At 45.4% G+C, this 24629-nt stretch carries 11 protein-coding genes and 3 pseudogenes; 7 read left to right on the forward strand and 7 right to left on the reverse strand.

The genetic code is table 11. The annotated features are described in order from the left end of the window. Positions 1-223: 223 nt before the first annotated feature. The 3 pseudogenes from QUA34_RS14755 to QUA34_RS14765 all read left to right on the forward strand — a co-directional run. A pseudogene (locus QUA34_RS14755) lies at positions 224-458 on the forward strand (IS1/IS1595 family N-terminal zinc-binding domain-containing protein); the annotation flags it as partial. 101 nt (positions 459-559) lie between these two features. Continuing rightward, a pseudogene (locus QUA34_RS14760) lies at positions 560-1354 on the forward strand (IS5 family transposase). A 33-nt stretch (positions 1355-1387) separates the two neighbouring features. Continuing rightward, positions 1388-1864: pseudogene (locus QUA34_RS14765) on the forward strand (IS1 family transposase); the annotation flags it as partial. Between the two features lie 64 nt (positions 1865-1928). On the opposite strand, the gene QUA34_RS14770 reads toward QUA34_RS14765, so the two are convergent. The 5 genes from QUA34_RS14770 to QUA34_RS14790 form a co-directional block, all read right to left on the reverse strand. Continuing rightward, positions 1929-2735 carry a peptidyl-prolyl cis-trans isomerase gene (locus QUA34_RS14770; RefSeq protein WP_333387714.1) on the reverse strand — a complete coding sequence of 269 codons (807 nt, stop codon included), beginning with the start codon at positions 2733-2735 and terminating at the stop codon, positions 1929-1931. Positions 2736-2808: 73 nt separating this feature from the next. Then, complete coding sequence (locus tag QUA34_RS14775) at positions 2809-7725, reverse strand: hypothetical protein (protein ID WP_333387716.1); 4917 nt, start codon at positions 7723-7725, stop codon at positions 2809-2811. 566 nt (positions 7726-8291) lie between these two features. Continuing rightward, positions 8292-9197 (reverse strand): AraC family transcriptional regulator, encoded by a 906-nt coding sequence (locus tag QUA34_RS14780; protein WP_333387719.1) that lies wholly within the window; start codon positions 9195-9197, stop codon positions 8292-8294. A 149-nt stretch (positions 9198-9346) separates the two neighbouring features. Beyond that, entirely contained in the window at positions 9347-9565 is a 219-nt protein-coding gene (locus QUA34_RS14785) for a hypothetical protein (protein ID WP_333387722.1), read from the reverse strand. 181 nt (positions 9566-9746) lie between these two features. Then, positions 9747-10427: a hypothetical protein gene (locus QUA34_RS14790; RefSeq protein WP_333387724.1), complete on the reverse strand. Its 681-nt coding sequence runs from the start codon at positions 10425-10427 to the stop codon at positions 9747-9749. A gap of 755 nt (positions 10428-11182) precedes the next feature. Between QUA34_RS14790 and QUA34_RS14795 the strand changes: the two genes are divergently transcribed. Together QUA34_RS14795 and QUA34_RS14800 are read left to right on the forward strand one after the other, a co-directional pair. Beyond that, positions 11183-14686 (forward strand): NB-ARC domain-containing protein, encoded by a 3504-nt coding sequence (locus QUA34_RS14795; RefSeq protein WP_333387727.1) that lies wholly within the window; start codon positions 11183-11185, stop codon positions 14684-14686. Beyond that, positions 14683-17040, forward strand: coding sequence for a carotenoid oxygenase family protein (locus tag QUA34_RS14800; RefSeq protein WP_333387730.1), 2358 nt, complete (start codon positions 14683-14685; stop codon positions 17038-17040). The genes QUA34_RS14795 and QUA34_RS14800 overlap by 4 nt, the downstream gene beginning before the upstream one ends. Positions 17041-17126: 86 nt before the next feature. Here QUA34_RS14800 and QUA34_RS14805 read toward each other — a convergent pair whose 3' ends face one another. Continuing rightward, positions 17127-18416 (reverse strand): glycoside hydrolase family protein, encoded by a 1290-nt coding sequence (locus tag QUA34_RS14805; protein WP_333387733.1) that lies wholly within the window; start codon positions 18414-18416, stop codon positions 17127-17129. Between the two features lie 1151 nt (positions 18417-19567). Beyond that, the gene (locus QUA34_RS14810; RefSeq protein WP_333387736.1) at positions 19568-19738 is read right to left on the reverse strand and encodes a hypothetical protein; all 171 of its coding nucleotides are present in this window, start codon (positions 19736-19738) and stop codon (positions 19568-19570) included. 553 nt (positions 19739-20291) lie between these two features. Here QUA34_RS14810 and QUA34_RS14815 point away from each other — a divergent pair. After that, positions 20292-20840 (forward strand): hypothetical protein, encoded by a 549-nt coding sequence (locus QUA34_RS14815; protein ID WP_333387739.1) that lies wholly within the window; start codon positions 20292-20294, stop codon positions 20838-20840. A gap of 103 nt (positions 20841-20943) precedes the next feature. Beyond that, positions 20944-24597: a hypothetical protein gene (locus QUA34_RS14820; protein WP_333387742.1), complete on the forward strand. Its 3654-nt coding sequence runs from the start codon at positions 20944-20946 to the stop codon at positions 24595-24597. Positions 24598-24629 lie beyond the last annotated feature (32 nt).

Below are 24629 nucleotides of genomic sequence, written 5' to 3' on the forward strand. Positions count from 1 at the left end.
TATCCTTGCTCTTCGCTGTGCTTATCTCAACGGTCAACTTTCAATTTGATGTATGTGCCAAAGTGAGATGCACCCGGATACTTTTATAACTCATACAATCAAATTTTGTGATTTTAATATTTTTTTCTCGTTTGAATGTAGGTTGAGTTACAGTTATGCTATCATCAGGGATTATTGCTGGAATCCTTGATATCTGCCAACAAGATTAGTTTAGTCATATAATATGCTATCCTTACGACCAAATTGCCCTGAGTGTGGTTCAAATCACATAGTTAAAAATGGTAGAATTCACAATAAAAAACCAAAATACAAATGTCAAAGTTGCGACCGCCAAGAAAGTCGAAAATCCGACCAAGAAAGTAATTAGCTCAGAAACAAAAGATTTAATCGATCGACTTCTTTTGGAGAAGATTTCTTTGGCTGGTATAGCTAGAAGCACGGGTGTTTCTCAAAAATGGACAGGATTACGTAAGAGGATGTTTGAAAAGGGGGGGATGAGGTAAAAAAAACTTTCAGGGTATAAGCTGAAGATACTTAGTCACAGCACCCTGAAAGAGATATGAGTAAAGTATACTCTAGTAACTTGACCCAATGGCAATGGGAATTAATCGAATCACTGATTCCAGCAGCGAAACCGGGAGGTCGAAACCGAGAGGTAGAGATCTGCTCGGTGCTAAATGCGATCTTTTATGTGTTGACACAAGGCTGCACATGGAGAAACATACCAGGAGACTTCCCGGCATGGCAAACAGTGTATACCTACTTTCGGAATTGGAGAAAAGATGGAACCTGGGTCGCCCCGTCACGAGCGGTTAAGGGATTGGGTCAGAAGTGAACAAGATCGAAACAAGCGAGCCAAGTGAAGCCATCATCGATAGTCAGAGCGTGAAAACAGCCGCAATGGTCAATCAATCAGTGGGTTATGATGCAGGGAAGAAAATTAAAGGGCGTAAAAGATTTGTGACAGTAGATACATTAGGCTTGATCCTGTCAGTATTTGTCACCGCAGCTAGTCAGACAGAACGAGATGGCGGTAAGATTGTACTCCAGAGACTCAAGGAGAAAGGTACTCGAATTACCAGATTACATACTATTTGGGTCGATGGTGAATTTACTGGTGACTCATTTATGATGTGGGTAATGGATCTGTGTCACTGGGTTGTTCAGGTGGTTCTCAGGCCGCAAGAACATAAGGGATTTGTACTGTTACCAAAACGTTGGGTGGTGGAACGCACCTTTGGCTGGCTATCTTGGTGCCGTCGATTGAACCCTTGATCATGAAGGTTTAACAGAGACTTCGGAAACTTGGATTTATATTTCAATGATCCGGATGATGGTTCGTCGTTTAGCATAATTTCATACCTCTCTCTGACTTTTCAAACACCCTCTAAATAATAAATATGCCTCAATCGAACGCACAGTAAAGGTTAAACCTAAAAAAAAAGTTAGATTGAATGTTGAATGTGATGAACTGTGGTCATTTGTAGATTGCAAACAAAATAAGCAGTGCGTGTGGTTAGCAATGGATAGAGAAACCAGAGAAATTATTGGTGTTTATGTTGGCGATTGTAGCGCAGAAGGAGCAAAACAATTATGGAATTCTCTACCTCCTGTATATCGACAATGTGCTGTTTGCTATACAGATTTTTGGGCTGCCTATGCTTGTATTTTTCCTTCGCTACGTTATCAGCCAGTTGGTAAAGACAGTGGAAAAACTAATCACATTGAAAGATTTAATAATACTTTGCGCCAACGTATTTCTCGGATCGTAAGAAAAACTCTTTCATTTTCTAAAAAGTTAGAAAACCATATTGGTGCTATTTGGTATTTTATCCATCATTACAACTATGTTTTGAGCCAATAAATATCTAATCACTATATATTTATTACTACCCAACGCACGTTTATAATGCTGAACACACCGTCTCTCAACTGTTTACACTAGGTTCGGGAATATTTAGCTTTATTGATACCTGCTGCAATTTTTCAGTGAGCCACTGTTGAAAAATTTGCTCTTCGATTTCGCATTTGAGCGAACCATCTAAAGACGCAGGTAAACATTGCTCAACCCTTAATAAACAATACCGTTGTTCGATCTGGAGAGGTCCAACAAGTTGCCCTGGTTGAGCCGATCGCATTGCTTCCCGAATGACTTCGGGCATTTGAGAACGAATGATAGGAGCCATAACTCCACCGACGATTGCATCATCAACGATCGAATGTTCCTTTGCCAGTTGATTAAAATCGGCTCCCTGTTCAGCTTTCTCCTTCAAGTTTCGAGCGCTGTCAACAGATTCCACAACAATTCGAGAGAAAACAACCCGCTCTAGATCAGCTTTGCGCTGGTCAAAGTAGTTCTGCACTTCATCAGCAGTTATGCTTGCTTTTAACTCTTCTTGCTGAATGCGAAAACTGACTTGTTGCTTGAATTCAGAGTAGGTGGTTCCATTTTTGAGTAGCCAAAGCTGAAAAGATTCTGGGCTGGTGAGTTTCTGTTGAAGCCGAAACTCCAAAAGAAATTGCTCGACCATCTCTGCTGTTGGTTCTGGAATCTCTCTAGCCTGAATCTCGCGTTCTAATAGATTCTGTTGAGCGATTTCCAAAAGAACTGTATTCAATTTCCCGGCTTTCTTTAAGTGTTGCAGAGACGCTTGTAGGGAAAGCGGTTGATCGTTGATCGTGACAAATATCAGATTTTCCATTGTTTGAGTAGCCGGAAGCAACGTGCTTTGCATATTTTGACCTTCTAGGTTGTAAAAGTACAGGATTGAGGCAGCCGTCCCAGTGCAAGAACAACTGCCAGCATGATCAGGTGCCAATCAAGAGTGCCAACTTGGGAGCAGCCTTGATCATGAGAGGTACTCCAACTTTGGCATTACCGTCTTTCAGTGCCTTGAAAGCGTCACCCAGTTCGCTAACTCCATCTACCAGAGATAGCCCCTCAATGAAAGCGTTGAGCGGCTGCTTATCTCTAAGCGCGATCGCTGCCTTCGCTAGAGATTCTCCTTTTGCAAAACCTGCTACTTTGAAGCCGGTTGAGAGCGCATCCAGATAGTTCTGTTTCTGGATGTTCTCTGCCATGTTGACCCAATCTCGCCCCTGAGCAAAATTTGTCAGAGAGAAAGCGGTGGAGGCAGCCTGGAGGTACTTCTGATCTTTGACCGCCCATGCCATATCAACCCAATCATTGACCTTCTTGAAGCCAACGGCAGATAAGCCTTGAGAGAGAGCAGTGCGGTCGTTATTAGGATCGCTGTCTTTGAGAGCTTGAACCCATGCACTATTGGCAAGCTGTGAAGCTTGTGTACCTGCTACTGAAAGAAGTTGATCGGCAACTTGGCTCACTTTATTTTCCTTCAGCGCCACCGCAGATTGCACGAAAGCGTTTGCCTTTGCTTGATCGACGTCCAGCTTATCCAGTCCAGCGACCCCAAAAGCAGCATTGAGAACATCCGCAGGCTTATTGTCGATTGCGCCCCAAGCCATATCTACAAATTGGCGAGCATTGTTGAACCCAGCACTAGACAGCCCTGCATCTAGAACAGAGCGCCAATCACCATCTTTCATCGCCCAAGCGGTATTTACAAATGTGTCTGACACACGACGCTCTACGCCGAAGTTAGATAGAGCAGCAGATACAGCGCCTTTGTAGTTCGGGACTTTTAACTCCCAGGAGACATCAACAAATAGAGAAACGAGGCGAGGAGTGACTACGTTGGATGCGCCATAGAACGCTAATGCACCATCAATGGCAGATTTCAAAACTCCTTTCCAGTCTCCTTTGGCAAGGTTGACTAACCCCTCCAGTCCACTGACAGCAGTACCAAGAACAGGAATGCGTTTCAATACACCAATAACTGAGTTAACATCTACAGCGTCTAGTCCACTCTTGAGTTTGCCAGCAAGATCATTAGCTAATTTACCAGCAGGACTATTTGCCAAAAAGCCATCCAGGTCTTTGCCAAGTGCTTTAAGGTCATTGACATCCTTCGGAAGCTTATTTCCTACATAATCAGACGCTTGACTAATAGCACTCCAGCTCTTATCAAGACTATTTTGCACATAATCCGCTGCATTAGAGACCTCATCTACAAACTTTCGAGGATTGGTTGCTAGTTCAAGAGAACCTCGCAGAACACTGTCAAACACAGGTGGTGTGATCTGATCTATACGCTCTGTTATAGGCTTGATTTCACGAGCAACGTTTTCTTTGGCATCTGAATAGATGTTGTCTAGTTTCTGCCCAGCCGATCGAACTAGCCGTTTAGCATCATCGTAAAGATCCTTGATTACACCTGAGATAACCTCTTTGCTTGCTTTTGCGTAAGAGAAACCTACTCCTTGAAGAGCATCTACTGCTTCTGGGATAGAAGCTCCTTCCCCCCGTAACACCTTACCTAAACGGTACGCTGTGCGAGGAGAAAGGACACCACTCTCCCAAACACCTATCGCGACATCTACATAGTTGAGCTCAGGGACACCATCATCCATTGCATCAGCGATCGCTGTATAGTCAAGTCCGATTGCTGCGAGTGCCTTACCGATCTCGCCTTGTGGTGCCCCCACATTTCTCCACAGTACAGCAGCTATATCTCGTGAGCTGACTGCCAACCCACTATCCCAAAGTCCTTTAGCAACATTAGTGTAGTTGAATTTTGCACCATCATCTAAGGCATAAGCAATGTCTTCTAAATTGAACCCAAGTCCATAGTTGAGTGCTCGTGCAATTTGTGTTTCATTGGCTCCTTCATTTCGCAACAGTCCAGCTAACTTAGTAGAACTAATAGCCTTGCCACTATCCCAAAGTCCTTTAGCAACATTAGTGTAGTTGAATTTTGCACCATCATCTAAGGCATAAGCAATGTCTTCTAAATTGAACCCAAGTCCATAGTTGAGTGCTCGTGCAATTTGTGTTTCATTGGCTCCTTCATTTCGCAACAGTCCAGCTAACTTAGTAGAACTAATAGCCTTGCCACTATCCCAAAGTCCTTTAGCAACATTAGTATAGTTGAATTTTGCACCATCATCTAAGGCATCAGCAATGGTTTCTAAATTGAATCCAAAACCGTTATTGAATGCCATAGCAATTTCGGTTGCCGTTGCTCCTTCATTCTTAAGAACGCTGGCTAGAGTGCGAGTAGTGGGGTTCTTGCCACTATTTCCAAGTCCCTTAGCGATGTCGGTGTAGCTAAAACGGGTGCCATTATCTAAGGCATCGGCAATGGTTGCCAGATCAAACTTAGCACCATAGTTGAGTGCCTGTGCAATTTGTGTCGCTGTTGCTCCCCTTTGTTCAAGAAGGTAGGCTAAAATACGAGAGTTGAAAGCTTGCCCAGTAGAATACTCTGTCTTGCCACTATTCCAGAGTGCATAAGCAATGTCAGTGTAGGTGAAGTCCGTGCCTTTATCCAAAGCATAAGTAATTTGGTCTAAATCATAACCAAGCCCATAGTTGAACGCTTGAGCAATTTCGGCTGCTGTCGCTTTTTCCTTCTGTAGAACCCTAGCCACATCGAGAGAATTGAAGGGAATTGGTAAACTTGCAATCCCCTTAGTAATGTCGGTGTAGCTAAAGGTCGCGCCATCATCTAAGGCATCAGTGATTTGGTCTAATGTGCCTCCAATACCGGAGTAGAGGGCTTGGGCAGTTTCCCTTGCAGTTGCCCCTTTGTCTTGAAGTACTTTGGCTAGAGTTGGAGCGTCGAGAGGTAGCCCGCTATTCCAGAGTCCTTTGGCAATGTCAGTGTAGTTGAAAGTTGTGCCATTATCTAGCGAACTGGTAATAATTTCAAGGCTGAACCCAAGACCATAGTTAAATGCTTGAGCAATTTCGGTTGCCGTTGCCCCCTCGTTTTGCAGCACTCTGGCTAGATCTAGGGAGTTGAAACCAGTCTTGCCACTGTTCCAAACCGCATAAGCGATAGAAGTGTAGTCGAAGGTTGTTGCGCCATCATCTAGGCCATTAGTAATGCTTTCCAAACTGAATCCAAGAGCATTGTTGAACGCTTGAGCAATTTCCTTTGCTGTTGCACCCTCATTTTGTAAGACTCTGGCTATAATTTGTGAATCGACATAGGTTTCGCCACTGAAATAAAGTCCTTCGGCAATATCGGTGTAGTCAAAGGTTGCACCATCATCCAACGCATTAGCAATCTGTTCTAAAGTGGCTCTAAAACCTGAATTGAGCGTTTGGGCAATTTCTGTTGCGGTTCCTCCCTTACTTTGCAATGCTCCAGCGATCGCTTGAAACACTTCCGTTTGTGTCGCTCCTTTTCTCTGAATCAGGTCAACTAGCGTTGTTAAACTAATTGCATATCCACTGTTCCACAAACCACTAGCAACATCTGTGTAATTAAAGGTTGCTCCATCATATAGTGCATCAGCGATTGTTTCTATAGAAAAATTGAAGCCATCCTTTAACGCCTGAGCAATTTCCTTTGCCGTCACTCCTCCATTTCGTAGCACTCTGGCTAAGGATTGTGGATCTGTTTTCTCAAACTCCCAGAGTCCTTTGGCAATATCTGTATAGCTAAAGGTTGTATTCTCACCTAGCAGCTCAACAATTTTTGCTGACGTGACTTTAATATCGGATTTAAGTGCTGTGATAAGTGCTGTGGTAATTTCTGTTACCGTTGCTCCTTTACTCCGTAATGCACTAGCTACTGCTCTAGTAATTTCAATCGGCGTTGCACCATAAATCTTAAGCGCACTAGCTAACTCTCGTGGGGAAATCAAATATCCACTGTTCCACAAAGCAATAGCTGTATCTGTATAGCTAAAGTTAATTAACGCATCAACAACCATTGCTGGAGAGAAGTTGAACCCATCTTTCAAGGCTTGAGCAATTTCGGTTGCCGTCGCTCCTTCATTTTGCAAGAATGCAGTTAGATATTTTGGACTCGACTTGTAAGTGCCAACTTCCCAAAGTGCTTTAGCAATATCGGTGTAGCTAAAATCTGTTCCGTCATCTAGCGCATTAGCAATTTGTCCCAGGGTAGCTCCAAAATCAGTTTTGAGTATTTGGGCAATTTCTGTTGCCGCTATACCCTTACTCTGCAACACTCCAGCGATTGCTTGACTAATTTCTGTCTCTGTTGCTCCTTTATTTTGAAGCAAATCAGCTAGCTCTCTAGTGTCAGTCGAATACCCACTATTCCATAAACCAGTAGCTATATCTATGTAGCTGAGGTCTGTTCCATTATCACTACTCAACTGCGCCCCTTTCCGCGTCGCCAGCAAATCATCACCAGCCTTGATGACATCGATCGCCGCTCCTGGATTGATCAAGTCGTCACCCAACCCAGTGATGGCAATATTGACACCCTCACCCAAGTAAAGTGTGTTGTTGCCCTTACCTGCATTTACAATGTCACTTGTAGCACCGCCATAGACTACTGTATCATTTCCTGCACCCGTAACAACGTTAAATTCCTCACCTAAGAAGAGGCTATTATTGCCTCCACCTGCAAAAATCTGATCGTTACTAGACCCCACATAAATTCGATCATTCCCTGCCCCAGTTGTGACGATGGGAATTCCTTCTCCCAGATACAGCGGTCCACTACTACTGGAAGAAGAAAAGACAGTCCCATTCTGAAACGTGTCACTGCTACCGCTCAGGAAAGCTAGCTGCGAGAGTGCATTTGTCTGAGTTAGCAAGCTGTCAGAACCTAAATTTGCTGCACTGTTTAGAACATTGGGGGGGATATTTGAAGAATTCAGCATGATCGGCTCCTAATAATCTTGGCAGGTGGGGGTCAACTTGAAGGAGATGCCTGATCTAAATCTGTGTTTTGACAGGAATAACTACTTTCTCAGCGCGCATTTTGGCAAGCTTGAACTGCGGCAGCTTCACTAATCTCAGTTCTGACTCTGACAGTTCTAAAGTTAACATCATTCGCAACACAAATCCAGCATGAAATCAGATGCACTGAATTCAGGTAAATTTATACGGAACTTCCCCCGCCTGAGCGCGATCGTTTCGGTCAAAACCCATATGAGGTGAGACTTTTCCTGTTGGGAAAATCTTTTACATAACTACAAGTTTTGGAAACTTTTATGTAGCTGGGTTTTTGCTTAATTTTACTATCTCACAAGAGGTTGTAGGCAGAGATTAAGAAAATCTTAAGACCTGACTGCTGATGTTTAACGATCAAATCGCCCAAACCTATATCCCAAAAGAGATACAACCAAAGCCCCCAAAAGCGGGGAATTTCCGTTTATACAAGACGACTTTAATCATCTTTGCCCGTTCAAGTCGAACATTTTCTTGCGATTTGGACACATTCTTGCTACATCATGCGAAACTGCTTGGGTGAAATGCCTGTGTATCTGCGAAAATGCTTAGCAAAATGGCTGGGGTTGGCAAAACCACACTCGATCGCAATGTCATTCATCGTGCCTTCTTTCTGCTTCAGTAATTGCTTCGATTTCTCTACTCGCTGCTGAATTAAGTACGCATGAGGAGTCGTTCCAGTTGATTGCTTAAATAATCGACAGAAATGGTACTGGCTAATCTGCAATTCATCTGCAAGGGTGGCTAATGATAGGTTCTCACTGAGATGAACATTCATGTACTCAAGAGCTTGCTTCAGTTTGTACTTAGGTAAGCCATCTTCATACTCTGGTAAAATGTGCTTGCGGGTTGAGTAGTTTCTCAAAAAATGTGCTGCCAGAGCTGTTGCCATTGACTCCGCATAGAAGCCACTATTTGTTGCATCAGTTTCTAATACCGTTTTCAGAGCTAAGATAATTTGACAGACTAGCCGATCGGGCTTTGATAGCATCGGCTTCAGTTCGATTTTCTCTGGATTCGCAGACTCGTAAGCAGCATGAGCTAGAAATGTAGGATCGAGATAGCAGTGAGTCGTTTCCCCTACCTGACTCGACCTCACTTTCAACGGCACATGAGCCGGAAAAATTTCAATATGCCCCTTTTCCTGTTGGTCGCGTTGACATCGATAACGCTTTCCATCAAATACCATCTCTACTTCCGTTGGCTGGTTCCACGATGGTAGAGAAATGAGGTGCTGAAGACCTGTTGTTTCAGGGAAATCAATTGCAGGCAGTTGATAATGTGCAAGATGGATATTTTTCCACCCCGCTTGTTGACTGGAGTGAATTACTGGACGCGGAGCAAATGTTAAGGTTGAATCTTGTTGAGAGTAATCGATCTCTAAAGGTCTCTCTGCTGACATTATAAATTTGCTCTCCAAATTTGTACGAATAATAGTTCTTTAAATAGCGACAAAAATGGTCTAACTACTAACTCACTATTATCTGGGATGATTCACTTTTATCCCCTCAATCCGCCTACGCTGCCCCTTGGGGGTGCGGAATGTGGGTCTTAACGCCAGCCTCGAATCTGGTACTCTGCCTGAACTTTGCGGATGCGTTCAACTGTTTGACGATGGGCGAGAATTTCTGTGCTGTAATTTGAGTCTTTGCTGCTTTGGCAAGTTTCCGTTATTTCGGGTCTAGGATTATCAATCACACCAATAGCTAAACGTAAAAGCAGACCGATCTTGTCAAAAGCTTGTACCATGATTCTTCTCCTGTCTGACATTCCTGTATGTTCTTATCAAACTCGAAGCAACACTGACTTCAAGGCTGAGAATGACTGAGTTATGTTGTTCATTCTTAAAACACTGCAATTCTGTTATATCAGGCTTGCGTGATTTTCTCTTCGTTAACACACTGTTTTGCATTCCTGCGAGTAGAAAAATTGACCAAAGTTAACTCATGTATCACAACCTTTGCTTCAATAAACTGTTTTTGGGAAATAGTCTACGTAAAACTACAATCGAGCTAGACCAAGCTAGAAGAAACTCATGCTTCATTTTATGTACTTGATTTGATCTCTCACACATACGTCTTCTAATTGCACGAATTTGGAGTTTATCAATTTGATCGAGCGAGTATTTTAGACGATATTGCTTAAACCAGAGAGTTAAATACTCTTCTCCTATCTGATCGTAGAGATAGGAGAGATATTGAATGAATTCTTGATCTCGCTCGATTTGTGTCGTTTCTTCTTCGCCCTCAAGAAAGGGTAGATGTGGTATGAATTTTCCAAGAAATTTCTCGCAAAAATTAGCATAGTCATCAGTGAACAGAATGAAGATATGCCACATTTCGTCAATAATAGTGATGGATGTTCGGATGCCTAGCGACTTTGGAACATTAGGCGAGCCTTGATTTAGGTCGTCAAGATGCTTTGCGTTCAGCCACAACCAGCGCTTCGTTTCAAGAAAAATTTCTTCTGCCTCTTTTCTGGGTATAGCGAACTGAAGCATGAAGCGAGCGACTACTCCCTCGTGCTGATAACTCAAAGCCTGTTCTAATGTGCTTACAAATCTAGACATCCTGAACTCCATCAAAGTTATAGAACTTCTTTCATTACTTGCATTTGCCTGTGCCTTTGTCACATATCTGACGGCCGTCTCCCATTGAGGCAACCTCGAATATGGAACGAATAAGCCTGTCTTTATCCGAGAGGGACTTAATGCTGTCAAGGCTTTCGGTTGTGTTTGGCGAAACAAGTGGAGCAGATGCATCAGTGCAGTGAATCATCGAGCAAAGTTTGTCAGGAAATACTTTGCCCTGACAAACGCTTGATGCGACTTGAAGAGCCTTAGAGTTACCGATACGGGTAATTGCAAAGGCAGGAGCGGCAACAGAAACAAGTGTGAAGGCAAATAGAAGTGAGTGAACCTTGAGAAGTGAATTCATTTGAGTGTCTCAAAACTAGTACAATGTAGACTAGGCAAACCTTCTAGCTGTATGCATTGTGTTTGTGAGCGCAGCCCTTATCCACTACTCACAAACACAATGAGTTTAATTATGGGCAAGGACATTCACGGGCAGGATAGGCTTGTGCAGGCTTACCATTGATAACGATCGATCCTGCTACAAGCGCGGCAGAAGAACCCAAAACGAGGACAGCAGACATAAGCGCAAGAAACCGTTTCATACAATTTGTTCTCCTGAATAGCAAGTTTTTAGTTTTTTGCAGGAAGTTGGAAATCTAGTTTCAGCTTCCTGCAAATCGCCGTTGACTGGTATCGGTGGCGATAATTTAATGAAACATGACTGTTAACTGAGTTCGCGCCTGAGAATGACTGAGTTAGGCTGACTTTTGAGCGATTATCATCTAAAATTCGATCACATCAAAAACAAGAATATGCCACGATCGCTCAGGGTTCGCCAAGACTGTATAGGAAGGGTCAAACTATCGGTGAGACGAAACGGCTTTCCAAGCCAGCAAGCGCTAGCCGAGGAGCTGGGCTTAGCTCGCTCTACAGTCGTCAATTTCCTGACGGGTAAACCTGTTGACCGGGCAGTTTTTGAAGAAATATGTCTCAGGCTATCTGTGGATAGTCAAGAGATTGCTGCAATGGATTTCGATCTTTCAGCACCTGGTCACCAGAATTTAAGCATTAACGCTGTAAGAATATCTAGAGACCTAAGAGGTGCTCCAGACGTTTCCTTTTTTTTCGGGAGAGAACCGGAGCTAACGACGTTGGAGCAGTGGGTTCTTCAGGAACAGTGCAAGCTAATTACGGTATTTGGGGTTGGAGGAATTGGTAAAACAACGTTGTCGGTTAAGCTAGCCCATCAAGTTGAAGAGAGCTTTGATTACGTGATCTGGCGATCGCTCCGAAACGCTCCCCCGTTAGACGCTCTTTTGGTAGATTTGATTCAGTTTCTGACTCCCACGCCAGTTGCTAAATTACCCGAAACACTAGATGGGCAGATTGCAACTCTTTTAGAATGCCTTCAGCAGCGATGCTTATTGGTTTTAGACAACTGCGAGACAATCCTGCAAGAAGGAATTCAGGCAGGAGCATATAAAGTTGGGTATGAAAACTATGGCTCACTACTAAAGTGCATTGGCGAAACACATCATCAGAGTTGCGTCGTTCTGACTAGCCGAGAAAAGCCGGCTGAATTAGTTCAGCTAGAAGGATCTAACGTTCCTGTGCGATCTTTGCGGCTTAATGGTTTGAGTGAAGTAGAAGGATACAAAGTTTTTGAGGTTCAAGGATATTCTGGCTCAGAAGCTGAATTAGAACCTCTGATTGGGCGGTATGGTGGTAATCCATTGGCCCTAAAAGTTATTGCTACGGCTCTTCAAGAATTTTTCGACGGCAATGTTGCTGAACTACTAAGACAAGAGATCCTTTTCTTTGGAGATATCTGGCAGCTATTGAGTGAGCAGTTCAATCGACTGACTGCTGTAGAAAAACAGATCATGTATTGGCTAGCAGTTGAGCGACATTGGACATCGCTGAGCGATTTGCGCGAGAACCTTTTTCCAACAGTGACAGCAAGAGAGCTACTGGAAGCCCTCAATTCACTACAACGCCGTTCTCTGATTGAAAAACGTTTAGACTATTTTACACAGCAACCCGTTGTGATGGAATACATCACAAATCATCTGCTTGAGCAAATTTTTCAGGAAATTAAAACAGGTCAAATCTCGCTACTCAATACTGTCGCCTTAATCAAAACTCAGACGAGGGATTTTGTAAGAGAATCGCAAGTTCGATTGATTATAGTACCCCTGCTCAAGGAATTACAAAAGTATTTCAGAACAGAAACAGCCCTTCGTCACCGATTAGATGCCTCGTTAGAGGTTGTGCGGCATGAGGATGAACTGAAACTAGGCTATGCAGCGGGTAACTTTCTCAATCTGTACCGTTCTCTAAATTTGAACTTTTCAGGATATGACTTTTCTGAGTTAGTAGTTCGTCAAGCCTTTCTACAGGACATCGAGTTGCACGATGTGAATTTTTCGCACTCCGAGTTCATTGATTCGTCATTTACTCAAACTTTTGGTGGTATTCTCTCCATCCAGTTCAGCCCAGATGGGCAGACGCTAGCCACAAGCAGCACAAATTGCGAAATTCAAGTGTGGAGCGTAACCGATAGACAACGCCTCCTAACCCTTCAAGGACATACAAACTGGGTACGAAGAATTTCGTTTGATCCAACAGGTGGACTACTCGCTAGCGCTAGCGATGATGGAACTTTAAGAGTATGGGACTTAGTGGAAGGAACTTGCAAAAATGTTCTAAGCGGGCATGGCGATAGTGTATACAGCGTTACGTTTAGTCCAGACGGTCAAGTCATAGCTAGTGCTAGCTATGATCGTGCTATCCGCTTATGGAATGCTAGTGACGGAACTTGTTTAGCTCTGCTCGAAGGTCATTCTGCTGGAGTTCTGGCTGCCAGTTTCAGTCCCTGTGGCAATCTTGTAGCAAGCGGTAGTTTTGACAACACGATCCGAATCTGGGATGCTCAAACGGGAGTTTGCCTTCAGATACTGACTGAGCATACCAACTGGGTAACAGGACTCAACTTCAGCCCAGATGGGCAATGGTTAGCAAGTCCAAGCTGCGATCTCACTATCCGTATTTGGCGAGTGGCTGACTGGCAATGCGTAAGGATTTTGGAAGGTCATACTGGATGGGTTTGGGGAATTGCCTGGAATTCAGATGGTCAGTTACTCACGAGCTGTAGTGCAGACTGCACCGCAAAAATCTGGGATGCTACAACAGGGGATTGCTTACGTTCTTTAGGGGGACACACAACCCAGATTTGGAGAGCAGTGTTTAGCCCTGATGGACAGAGTATTGCAACGGGTAGCGAAGATCAGACGATCTCGCTGTGGAATGTTGAGACAGGTCGCTGTTTAACGACTATAACTGGACACTCTAACTGGGTCCGTTCTCTGGTGTTAAGTCTAGATGGTCAGTTTTTTGCGACCGGGCACAAGGACAAAACCTTACGAATTTGGAGTAGCGTTGACAATCAGTGCCTACAGGAGTTTAAAGCGCATGAAACCGGCATTTTGTCGTTAGCTTTCCATCCTGATAACGAACTGCTAGCCAGTGGCGGAATGGATAGCATAGTCAAGGTCTGGAACTGGCGACATAAAAAATGTGTCGCTGTCTTTGAAGGGCATAGTGATGAAGTATGGGGACTTGCGTTCAGCCCTGATGGAAAAACTCTTGCTAGTAGCAGCTTTGATCGAACAATCAAACTGTGGCGATTGCATACTAAGACGTGCTTTGCTACTTTGACTGGGCACAATGATCGCATCCCCACAGTCGCCTTTCATCCTAGCCGTAGCATTCTTGCTAGCGGTAGCGATGACTGTACGATCAAACTGTGGAATGTTTCCACAGGAGAATGTTATGCCACCCTGAGTGGACACAAAGCGCGAGTGGGCACGATTTCCTTCAACCGGAAAGGCGATCGACTCGTCAGCGCTAGCCTGGATCAAACGCTGAAAATCTGGGATGTCGAGACCGGAGAATGCCTGCAAACGCTGCAAGGGCATCAAGGCTGGGTCATGGGAGCCGTATTTTTCTCTGACAATCAGACCGTTGCCAGCGCTAGTTCCGATCGATCCGTTAAGATTTGGAACAGTCAAACAGGACAGTGTTTAAATACGTTGAAGGGGCATACCAACTGGGTCTGGACTGTTGCAGTTAGTCCTGACGGTCGAAAGTTGATCAGTACAAGTGAAGATGAATCTATCCGGGTTTGGGATGTGCAAACCGGAGACTGTTTGGCAACGCTGAAGCCTAAACGTCCCTATGAAGGAATGCAAATCACCGGAGTCAGGGGCTTGACCTTGGCACAGGAAGCAACACTAAGAGAACTTGGAGCAATATGAAGCGACGACAGACGCAATTTGTTGGTGAGCCTTGTAGAAAAAACTTTGTGCCAAGGTCTGTCATCAAGACAAGCCGAGAAGAAATTACAGACTTGCAATTGCAGGTTCGTCGATACATTCACAAAGGCGGAGAAGCTTGGGAACTAGCGGAGGAGGGAGATGCTGTTGAACTGCCTCCAGGATTGCACGGTTATGTTTTCGTTGTAGGCGCTTTATTTCAAGCTGACGATCGCCCTCAAGAAGACAGCACTCCGTTATACACGGGCGATGGCATGATCTACCGCTTGGGCTTTGAGCATAGTAAAGCGATTCTCAAAACCCGAATTACAAAAACGCCCTGCTATTACGCTGATATTGCGATGACTGGAGCGAGCGATAACGCGGTATGGAAGCCTGAAACTATGTTTTCTAAACAGCATTGGCTATGGTCGTACTTGGCAGCTTTTCGGCATGGAGGTCCCAGTCGTATGAGTCTCCTTCTAGGAGGCAGAAATCAACTCAATACTGCATTTCTTCGAGTAGGCGATCGGTTAATTGTCACCATCGATGCAGGTCGTCCTTATGAAGTTGACCCCGATTCACTGGAGCTGATTGCACCAATCGGAACAACCGCTCAGTGGCTGGGCATCTTACCGATTGTGTCTCGCCTTGTTTCTCAGTTCACTGGGAGTTACCCGTTTGATGTTTACATCAACTCTGCTCATCCTGTCGCCGATCTCATAAAACCTGAGAATACTGCCGATACAGAACCGGGCTTCTTCACGACGAATTACTCAACTGGATATAACGGACTATATCGAAGACCCGTTAGTTGGGTATTTGATCGACTCAATCGCTTTCTCAAAAGCGGAGCAAATGCCAAAGAACAGTTCGGACGCTTTACTGACTTAATTTACTACCGATTCCCTACAGTGGAGGCAGAATTAGACCACAAAGTCGATAAACATAGCGAGCGTGGCAGATTTAAGGAGCCTATCCTCAAGCACTGGCGATTAGTTCTTGCAGATGGACCGCAAAAGGGTCAACCTGTTGTCGTTGAACAGTCTCTTCATCAGGTCGCTATTACAGAACGCTTTATTGTCCTTGCGGATATCGCCTTCAAGATGGAATTCTCACAGATTTTTTCACCCTTCTTCATCGGGTTTCTCAAACTAAACTTTTTTCAGGAACACTGGTCGCTAAGCGGATGGGTTCGTGCAAAAGTTCTACGGAATATCCTGCCTTTGCCGAAAGGAATTTTGTACGTTGTTAAACGGGAAGATTTAGAAAAGTATCCTAGTTTTGTTTGTACCGATAAGCAAGAGGAGAAACCACCACTTCCTATACCTGCAAAACAGATCATTCTGCCCTATGAAATTTCACATTTTGCTGCTGATTATAGTAACGCAAACGGAAAAATTACGCTTCATGTTGGACATCCCAATGGATGGGATGTGACCCAGTGGATTACCAGATATGATAGTTCTGTACCGGGAAGAGCGGGTCTTCGCAGCGATTTAGAAGGAATGCAGGTCGGAACGACGGATCTCGGTGCTTTGGCAAAGTACGTGATTGATGGTGACAGCGGTGAAATCGATACGGTGAATGTCATTCGGGATGCGGAGTCCACCTGGTCCCCTTCAATCTATACCCACAGCGAACTCTGTCGTGACGACAGCAATAATCAGGAAACTCAAGTTAAAAATATTTATTGGATTACCTGGGGATTTACCTGGGAGCTAGTTCCGCAACAGCTTTATGAAGTCTATAAATTAAGAGGATACAGAGCGATTCCGATTGAGAATCTTCCTGATGGGGACAAACCTTTAACCTTATTGCGACTCGATACTGAAACAATGGAGATTGCAGATTCCTTTCAATTTCCATCAGGATATTTTGCCTCCTCACCCCAATTTATTCCTAGCTCTGAACCACTAGAGGGAAATGATCCGTCTACACATGGTTTTATCGTCTGTACTGTCTTATCTGACGATCTGAACCATGAGAAAGAGTCTTGCGACGAATTTTGGGTATTTCATGGCGACGATTTTCACAAACCCATCTATCGTTTAAGTAATCCGGCTGCCCACAAGTCGCTCAACTTGGCGCTAACACTCCATACAGCCTGGATGAAGGAAGTTCGCAGCGAGAACCAGCGGAAACGCTATGGTGATGTGAACAACCGTCGGAACTTACGGAGAGATTCTGTTGATAAAGATTATGCACCCCGCTTGAAGAATGCTAAGAGCGTTGTTCGTGAGTTGTTCAGTGATATCGTTTATGAGTATTTTGTTGAGCAGCTTTCAGAAGTAGAAGCAACAGAACGCTTGCTACAGGAAAACTATCGGATTGATGGTTCTAATAAGTCCAGTTAATTAAAGCCAATGTACAAGCCGTGTCAGAAAAACCATAGCTTTGAGGACAGGATCGCTCCGTCCTCAAAAGGTTGACTTCCAAGCTACTAGCGAATTCCCCAGTCTACAAATAGATCGCGAGGATCATATCGACGCAGAAGAGCAACTAGATTCTTCAATTCTGGTTCTGTACCCACACAGACGCAGCCTGCGCTCCCCGGAGAACTACTCCCATTCCAATCCATGTGAAAGCCAAAACTGTCACGATCGTCAAATCGGGTCTTGATAATCGGAACCCAAACTGGACCAATCCCGTTTGTCTCATGGAAATGTACATCAATGTAGTTATCCTTGCCGCCTGCAAAATCGATGTCTCCAATGGTATAACGCGCTTGAGGAATAGGCTCAAAACTTCCAGGAAAACTAAGGGGATCGTCAGGGACTCTAAATTCCTGCGCTCCAGGTGCGCCTGAGATTGCATCAAGCGCTGCGAGAACTCTTCCCTTTGGATCGACAAACTCTAGCAATAACTTCTCCAGACCCGCATACGCCGTTGTACCAGTACGGGTCAAACGACAGTAAATTCGCTCCAACATGGGAGGAGGCACACGCTCCACAGCGTTTGTCAAGGCTGCTGTTAGGGCTGCCTTGGTTTTGGCTCCAAACTTTCCATCGACATCAAGGTCGTTTTCGCTCTGGAACCATTCGACCGCCCCTTTAGTAATCGGAGTATATTCGCCAGGCTGAATGCCGTCGGCAAGATAACCAAGCTTTCCTAATGCACAATTCAAAATGAAGCAGTCTTTGCCAGAATTTCCCACGACTAAAGTACGACCGATCTCTAAGGGAAGTTTTGGTTCCTGCCAAGGGGTGGCTGGAAATGTAGTATCTGGTGTGGAAGTACCAGCACCAGGAAATCCATCTCGCCGAAAGAGGGCTTCTTCTCTGTCACGACGGATGACTAGCCCTGGAAGAACTTTGCCATTTCCATGAATCCAGCGATCGAACTCCCTCGCTGCACCTTCGTAATCTTGACTGTTCAATTTCTTCAGAAGCGTTGACCCTTTCAAGCCATCTTTCCCAGTTCCCACATTAAATGCGAACGAAACGAGAGCATCAAACATACCCTGCGTTACAGCAACTGTGCAAAGGGTATTGACTGCACCTGTTTTCTCATCCACCTCCAATTGCAGCCATCGCTCAGCATTAGCTTTGGTGATCGCATCGCCCGCTTGCACAGGTCGTTTTTTATCAATGTGATAGATCGAGCCATAGCCAATCGTCCAAACTCCAACAGGATCAGCGTATGCTTCAATATTTCCATCAGCACGTTTACGGTGTAAACCTTCGGAATCTTTAATAAGATTCAAACAATCTTGTCCAGCTTTCCCAGCCATAGTGGTTCCTTATTCAAGTAGCAGAACTTTGAGACTCTTCCATCAAAATTCGCTATTGCCTGAGTTGAAGGCTGAGAATGGCTGACTTACAGGAATAGCATACTTGTGCTGAAGGCGATTGTGCGCTTTTTACAAAGTAGTCATCGCCGTCATATACAACGATTTTTACAGATTAAGGCACTTAACATACTTGTGCTGTGCTTTCCTATTATCAAAGAAGCGATATTTCGTCAGTTCAAAGCTGGTACTCAATTAGTCATTGCATTGCATAGAACCAAATGGAAAAAGTATAATATCTTAAGCGCCTTCAGATTGCTGGTGTTCAAAAATACGCTGTTTCCAGCTCTCTAGCGCCTCACAATTCATCGTTAGTTGAGGAGATTTAGCATAGCTGGGTTTGGGTTGAAATTCAGAGAAAAGTTCGAGTTGTGGCACGGATTCAAAGGGTTAATTGGACGATCGCTGCTGTAAAGTTTAGCTCAATGGAATTCTGCCAAACATCACGCTCCCGGTAGTAATATTTCCAAATATGGATCTGATACTGTCACAATTATACCAAAATGATGACAGTGGTTGTTTAAAAAATCATATAATTCCTGAATGAAATCAGCAAAATATCGAGATTTTGTTACAGATATTCTTGGTTTTTCGATGTTAATGAGGATTTATTTTGCCAAGTTTCGGAAGCTCTCGCATTCACCTTGCCCATTTATTCGATCGATTCTTAGCTATTCACATCACATATCGAGCCCTATCCTCACGAAATCACGGCAGTTTATCAAGAAATGCTACCACGTCAGTTTTTGCGCTTCTTACGGGCAGGCAATCCAGGGACAAGGAAAATCATGATGACCAGATTGTCAATTTGTAGCTTTGTAAAATTGTTCTTAGTGGTCGCTTAGGAATCACTGGCAATGACAGTTTTATTGAATATAAAGTGCTTTTCGTTGGTTGTAAGTATGAAATACAATTAATTGACTAAAAGCTACTTAAATGCTATTAACGTAGTGCTTCGCTTTTGGGCGATGATGTTTTTTCTCCATAACTATGACTATCTCTCATCAATCACATCTAAATCTAATGAGCAAAATAGCAAAAATAACTAAAAATCACATCGAATGGTTTAAGGAACCGAAGGACTGCTTTTTCTACTACGGCAGCAACTGGTGTCCGGGTTGGGCGATGGCGCTACCCTTCGACTCCGCGAGCGTGCAAGGCGCCCCGCAAGCTACGGTAAAATTGAACTTCCGTTGGCGCAGCCCTCGCAGAGGATCGTTCCTCAATGTTTCTATCTGGTAAGAAATGCTTCCGGTGACTGTCATTGGCTTCCTGCTAACAAAGCTTCTTGCCGTGGGGAAGGTCAAAGTCATCTGTTTGGCAGAGTTATATGGTCAATTCCTTTGATTGGCTTAAAGTCCAGAAATTCAAGCCTATCTCCTGAAGTTTTATGCACTTTCTCGCGACTAATAGCGTTGAACCAGTTCGCTACTGGTTTTCTTATGCTCAAGTTTGTTTTGTGTTTAGCTTACTATTCTGGTTGCACTGCTACAGAAAATGGTCAAATTGTTTTCTTAGGTGACAAAAACAGTGATAAATGGGTAAGCAATTTTGAAAATGCCTAGTTTTTTGATACTCAAAAGAGTGCAAATACTAAAACAACAGTTTTAAACACTAATTCTGTAGCTTGTAGGTTTTTTGCTGATTCTATATTTGTTATTGCCGTTTCCTGGTCAGAACCCCATTAGTCAATTTTAATTTTTCTTTCTATCTTATTTGTAAACAAAAGTCAAGTTTTTGCCGTTAAAAAGAGAAATAAAATTGAGATGATATACTAAAAAAATAATTTATCGATCGATACCAAACTCGATTACCACCATGACAATAACAGCCGGATTCGCAACAAAAATGCTGCGGGCAACACTCGCTGACTACAACTTTTGGCCCCAATCTGAAAGCGATTCACCGCTTTCAATTAAAAGAGCTAAACTGCCATTGGATGAAGCAGCAATCCTCAGCAGAGATGCTTCAATGCGGAGAGCTGCAATCAAGGCGATGAATCCCCTCGCTCCTAGTTATAAAGCTCCGGCGACACGACGCATTGAATACAAAACTTTAGATGAGCTGTTTCAACCTTTGATCAGAAACTCTTTGACAGAGTTAGTAGGGATGGCAACCCAAGGTTTGGCGATGGAAGATCCTGTTTTACCAGAGACAGTATTTAGCATTTTGATGCCGATCGAACAGGTTGAATATCTAACTGAGCTTTACCAAACATTCACTCAGTTGCAAAATACTAAAGTCATCATGGTTCACGACGATGACGGTGACAACACAAGCCCTGATGCTTACACAACTCTGATGATTGCTGGAGAATCAGTGGAATCAGAAGTTATCCTGGCTCAGGCTCTGCTGATTCAAACCTGATAAGCGCCAAAGTTCTTTCTCTCTCTTGTTTTTAATCTCTTCTCTGGTATTGACTACAGAGAAGAGATTAATTCTCGTGTATTCACAAATTAAATAAATAATCATGGCTATTAGAATCACCGCCCCAAATCAGCCAAGTATTCAATTAAACTCTTTGCCTTATTCCTTACCTGTTACTGCGATCGCAGACAGTAACACAAATACTGACGTTCGATTTAAACTAAACGGTACAGTTGTCGGCACAGACACCACAGCAACCAATGTCGGCACTACGGCTGCGCCTCAATATCAATTTGGGATGAGTATTACAATTAATACTCCGGGGAATCATTTAATTGAAGTTGAGGATATTACTGGAACAGCTCCTGTCACAGTTCGATCGACCGCTCAAATAAATTTTGAAGTTAAGGTCAACTCACCAACAATTGCGCTACGAGCTCCTGTTCTTTATTCAGGGCAAACTGTAGTAGTTGCTGATGTTGCATATCCGCCAACTAACTCTTTTGTCCGTTTCACTCTCAATGGCGCAATTATTAAAGAAAGTCCGTGGATTCCTTATGAAACAGCCATCACACAAAGTGGAACTCTACGCGCTGATTTGATGGTTGGCACTAGCATTGTTGCTACAGCTTCTCGGGATGTTGCTCTTATTCCTCCAGAGCCGGCAATCGTTGGGCCACAAGGTCCGATCGGCTTAACCGGCCCTCAAGGTCTGATCGGCCCTCAAGGTGTTGCCGGCCCGAAAGGCGATCGCGGTGATATTGGTCAGCAAGGTAATCCCGGTGCAGTCGGTGCAACAGGCGCGACAGGTGCAGCAGGCGCTCAGGGTGCAATGGGTACTCAGGGCATTCAGGGCATTCAGGGCAATCCCGGTGCTAATGGTGCAGATGGTATGCCCGGTGCAGCAGGTACACCCGGTTCAATCGGCCCTGCTGGTGCTACCGGCCCGCAGGGTATTAAAGGTGATCCAGGCAATCCCGGCGCGGATGGTATGCCCGGTGTAGCTGGAGCGATCGGCCCTGCTGGTGAAACTGGAGCACCAGGTCAGAAAGGCGATCAAGGAATTCCCGGTGCAGCAGGCGCTCAAGGTGCGATCGGTGCTACCGGCCCGAAAGGCGACCAAGGTAATCCCGGTGCTGCTGGCGTAGCAGGTTCTCCCGGTGTCGCTGGTGAAAAAGGTGAACCAGGCAGTCAAGGAATTCAAGGCATCCAAGGTTTGACCGGCCCTGATGGTTCACCGGGTCCTCAAGGAAATCCAGGCGTTCAAGGTGAACCCGGCAGTCGTGGTTTACCAGGTGAACCGGGCGCTCAAGGAGCAATGGGTTTACAGGGTGTGCCTGGGATTGCCGGCCCTCAAGGTGATAAAGGTGAAATTGGTAATCCCGGCGCTACCGGCCCGGCTGGTGAGAAAGGCGATCGAGGCGATCAAGGTCTAGTTGGCGCTACTGGCTCTCAAGGAAATCCAGGCTTAACCGGCCCACAAGGTGAGCAAGGAATCAAAGGCGATCGAGGCGACCAAGGAATTGCTGGTGAAATTGGTGCTACCGGCCCGGCAGGTTTGACAGGGCCTCAAGGTAGTCAAGGAATCAAAGGCGATCCAGGCAGTCAAGGAATTCCCGGCACAGTCGGGCCGGCTGGTGATATTGGTTTGACCGGCCCGCAGGGTGCTAAAGGCGATCGCGGTGATCAAGGTTTAGTTGGTGAAGCTGGCGCGACGGGCCCGATCGGTTTGACTGGTGCTCAGGGTTCTAAAGGCGACCGTGGCGATCAAGGCATTGCTGGAGATATCGGCCCGGTTGGTCCCGCAGGTTTAACAGGGCCTCAAGGTTCTAAAGGCGATCGAGGCGATCAGGGCATTCCTGGCGATGTCGGTATGACCGGCCCGGCAGGTTTAACTGGCGCTCAAGGCGTTCAAGGTTCCAAAGGCGATCGAGGCGATCAAGGCATTCCCGGTGATATCGGCCCTGCTGGTTCGATCGGTTTGACAGGGCCTCAAGGTTCCAAAGGCGACCGGGGCGATCAAGGTATCGCTGGCGATGTCGGCCCGGTCGGTCCGATCGGTTTGACTGGCGCTCAAGGCACTCAAGGAATCAAAGGCGACCGTGGCGATCAAGGTGTCGCTGGTGCTGCTGGCATGACCGGCCCGATTGGTTTAACCGGCCCGCAAGGTTCTAAAGGTGACCGTGGCGATCAAGGTATCGCTGGAGATATCGGGCCCGCAGGTTCGATCGGTTTGACCGGCCCGCAAGGTTCCAAAGGCGATCGCGGTGATCAGGGAATTGCAGGCGCGGTTGGCGCAACTGGTTCGATCGGTGCTACCGGCCCGCAAGGTCAAAAAGGTGATCCAGGCGTTCAAGGAATTGCTGGAAATCCTGGGGCAACTGGCGCAATCGGCCCGGCAGGTGCAACGGGAGCGCAAGGTGAAAAAGGCGACCGTGGCGATCAAGGAATTGCAGGCGCAACAGGTTCCCAAGGTTTGCAAGGTAATCCAGGTACTCCCGGTGAACGTGGAGAGCAAGGAATTCAAGGCGTACCGGGTAGTGTTGGCGCAACTGGCGCAATGGGGCCGATCGGCGCAACTGGCGCTCAAGGTGCTCAAGGGATTCAAGGAATTCAAGGGCGACCGGGATTGATTTGGCGTGGAATTTGGAGCCCGACTTTTCAATACGTGATGTTTGATTCTGTTGCTTATAACGGCAGCAGTTACATCGCTAACGCACCAAGTTTGAATTCTCCACCGTCGCTAACTTCGACAGTCTGGACTTTGGGAGCTAAGCAAGGCGATCCAGGTATCCAAGGCGCTCCCGGAGCAACTGGTCCTGCTGGTGCAGTCGGCGCTACTGGTGCTCAAGGCGCAGCCGGAATTCAAGGTGCAACTGGTCCCGCTGGAACACAAGGGCCTCAAGGTTTGCAAGGTAATCCTGGTGCAACAGGTTCTACTGGTGCGATCGGCCCGAAAGGTGATGTCGGCGCAACAGGTTCGCAAGGTCCGATCGGTGCAACAGGTTCTACTGGAGCGCAAGGAATTCCGGGCGCTGCGGGTGCTACTGGAGCGCAAGGAACTCCCGGCGCAACTGGTGCAACTGGAGCGCAAGGACCGATCGGCCCAAGGGGATCAAATTGGAGAGGTGCATGGAATTCAGCAACTGCTTATTCAATTAACGATGCTGTCTCCCAAGGAGGAAGCAGTTATATAGCCGTCGCTGCTAATACCAACTCCGTTCCACCTTCAGCAAATTGGAATCTTTTATCTTCGGTTGGTTCAACTGGAGCTGCTGGAGCTACTGGTGCAACTGGAGCACAAGGAACTCCGGGTGCAACAGGAAGCCAAGGTATTCAAGGCCCGGTTGGTGCAACTGGTGCGACTGGTGCAACTGGCGCAACGGGACCTCAAGGACCCGCAGGAACAGCAGATTTAGTTTGGTCAGCGCCAATTCAAATCTTGCCTTTGTCGTGGAACGTAACGGGTAGCATCACTTATCAAACCTGTGGAAAATTAGCTCGTATCAACGTTGATGTAAACGTTACTTTCGGTAACATCTCAGGAATGATTTTGTGTAACCTGCCACCTGCTTTTACCACTTGGTATTATGGCGTAGCTGGTGTTACCACTCCGAACGGTATGCTAGCAGCTAGTGGTCAATGGGCAAACATGAGATATGAGCCGAGTGGCACAAGAGATTTAGTCTTGAGGTTTGACAAGATTGTTAACGAGACATTACGATGCCGTAACACTTTCATTCTTCCGATCGATTAATCTTTGTTCAGTTTCCTAAACTTTGTAATTTA

Source organism: Microcoleus sp. POL10_C6 (assembly GCF_036701585.1).
Classification (GTDB): Bacteria; Cyanobacteriota; Cyanobacteriia; order Cyanobacteriales; family Microcoleaceae; genus Microcoleus.

What these genes read in the sequence shown, in the direction of transcription:
- QUA34_RS14815 (WP_333387739.1), top strand. Translation starts at nt 20,292, where the DNA reads ATGACAATAACAGCCGGATTCGCAACAAAAATGCTGCGGGCAACACTC.
- QUA34_RS14795 (WP_333387727.1), top strand. Translation starts at nt 11,183, where the DNA reads ATGCCACGATCGCTCAGGGTTCGCCAAGACTGTATAGGAAGGGTCAAA.
- QUA34_RS14780 (WP_333387719.1), bottom strand. Translation starts at nt 9,197, where the DNA reads ATGTCAGCAGAGAGACCTTTAGAGATCGATTACTCTCAACAAGATTCA.
- QUA34_RS14770 (WP_333387714.1), bottom strand. Translation starts at nt 2,735, where the DNA reads ATGCAAAGCACGTTGCTTCCGGCTACTCAAACAATGGAAAATCTGATA.
- QUA34_RS14810 (WP_333387736.1), bottom strand. Translation starts at nt 19,738, where the DNA reads ATGACAGTCACCGGAAGCATTTCTTACCAGATAGAAACATTGAGGAAC.
- QUA34_RS14820 (WP_333387742.1), top strand. Translation starts at nt 20,944, where the DNA reads ATGGCTATTAGAATCACCGCCCCAAATCAGCCAAGTATTCAATTAAAC.
- QUA34_RS14775 (WP_333387716.1), bottom strand. Translation starts at nt 7,725, where the DNA reads ATGCTGAATTCTTCAAATATCCCCCCCAATGTTCTAAACAGTGCAGCA.
- QUA34_RS14785 (WP_333387722.1), bottom strand. Translation starts at nt 9,565, where the DNA reads ATGTCAGACAGGAGAAGAATCATGGTACAAGCTTTTGACAAGATCGGT.
- QUA34_RS14805 (WP_333387733.1), bottom strand. Translation starts at nt 18,416, where the DNA reads ATGGCTGGGAAAGCTGGACAAGATTGTTTGAATCTTATTAAAGATTCC.
- QUA34_RS14800 (WP_333387730.1), top strand. Translation starts at nt 14,683, where the DNA reads ATGAAGCGACGACAGACGCAATTTGTTGGTGAGCCTTGTAGAAAAAAC.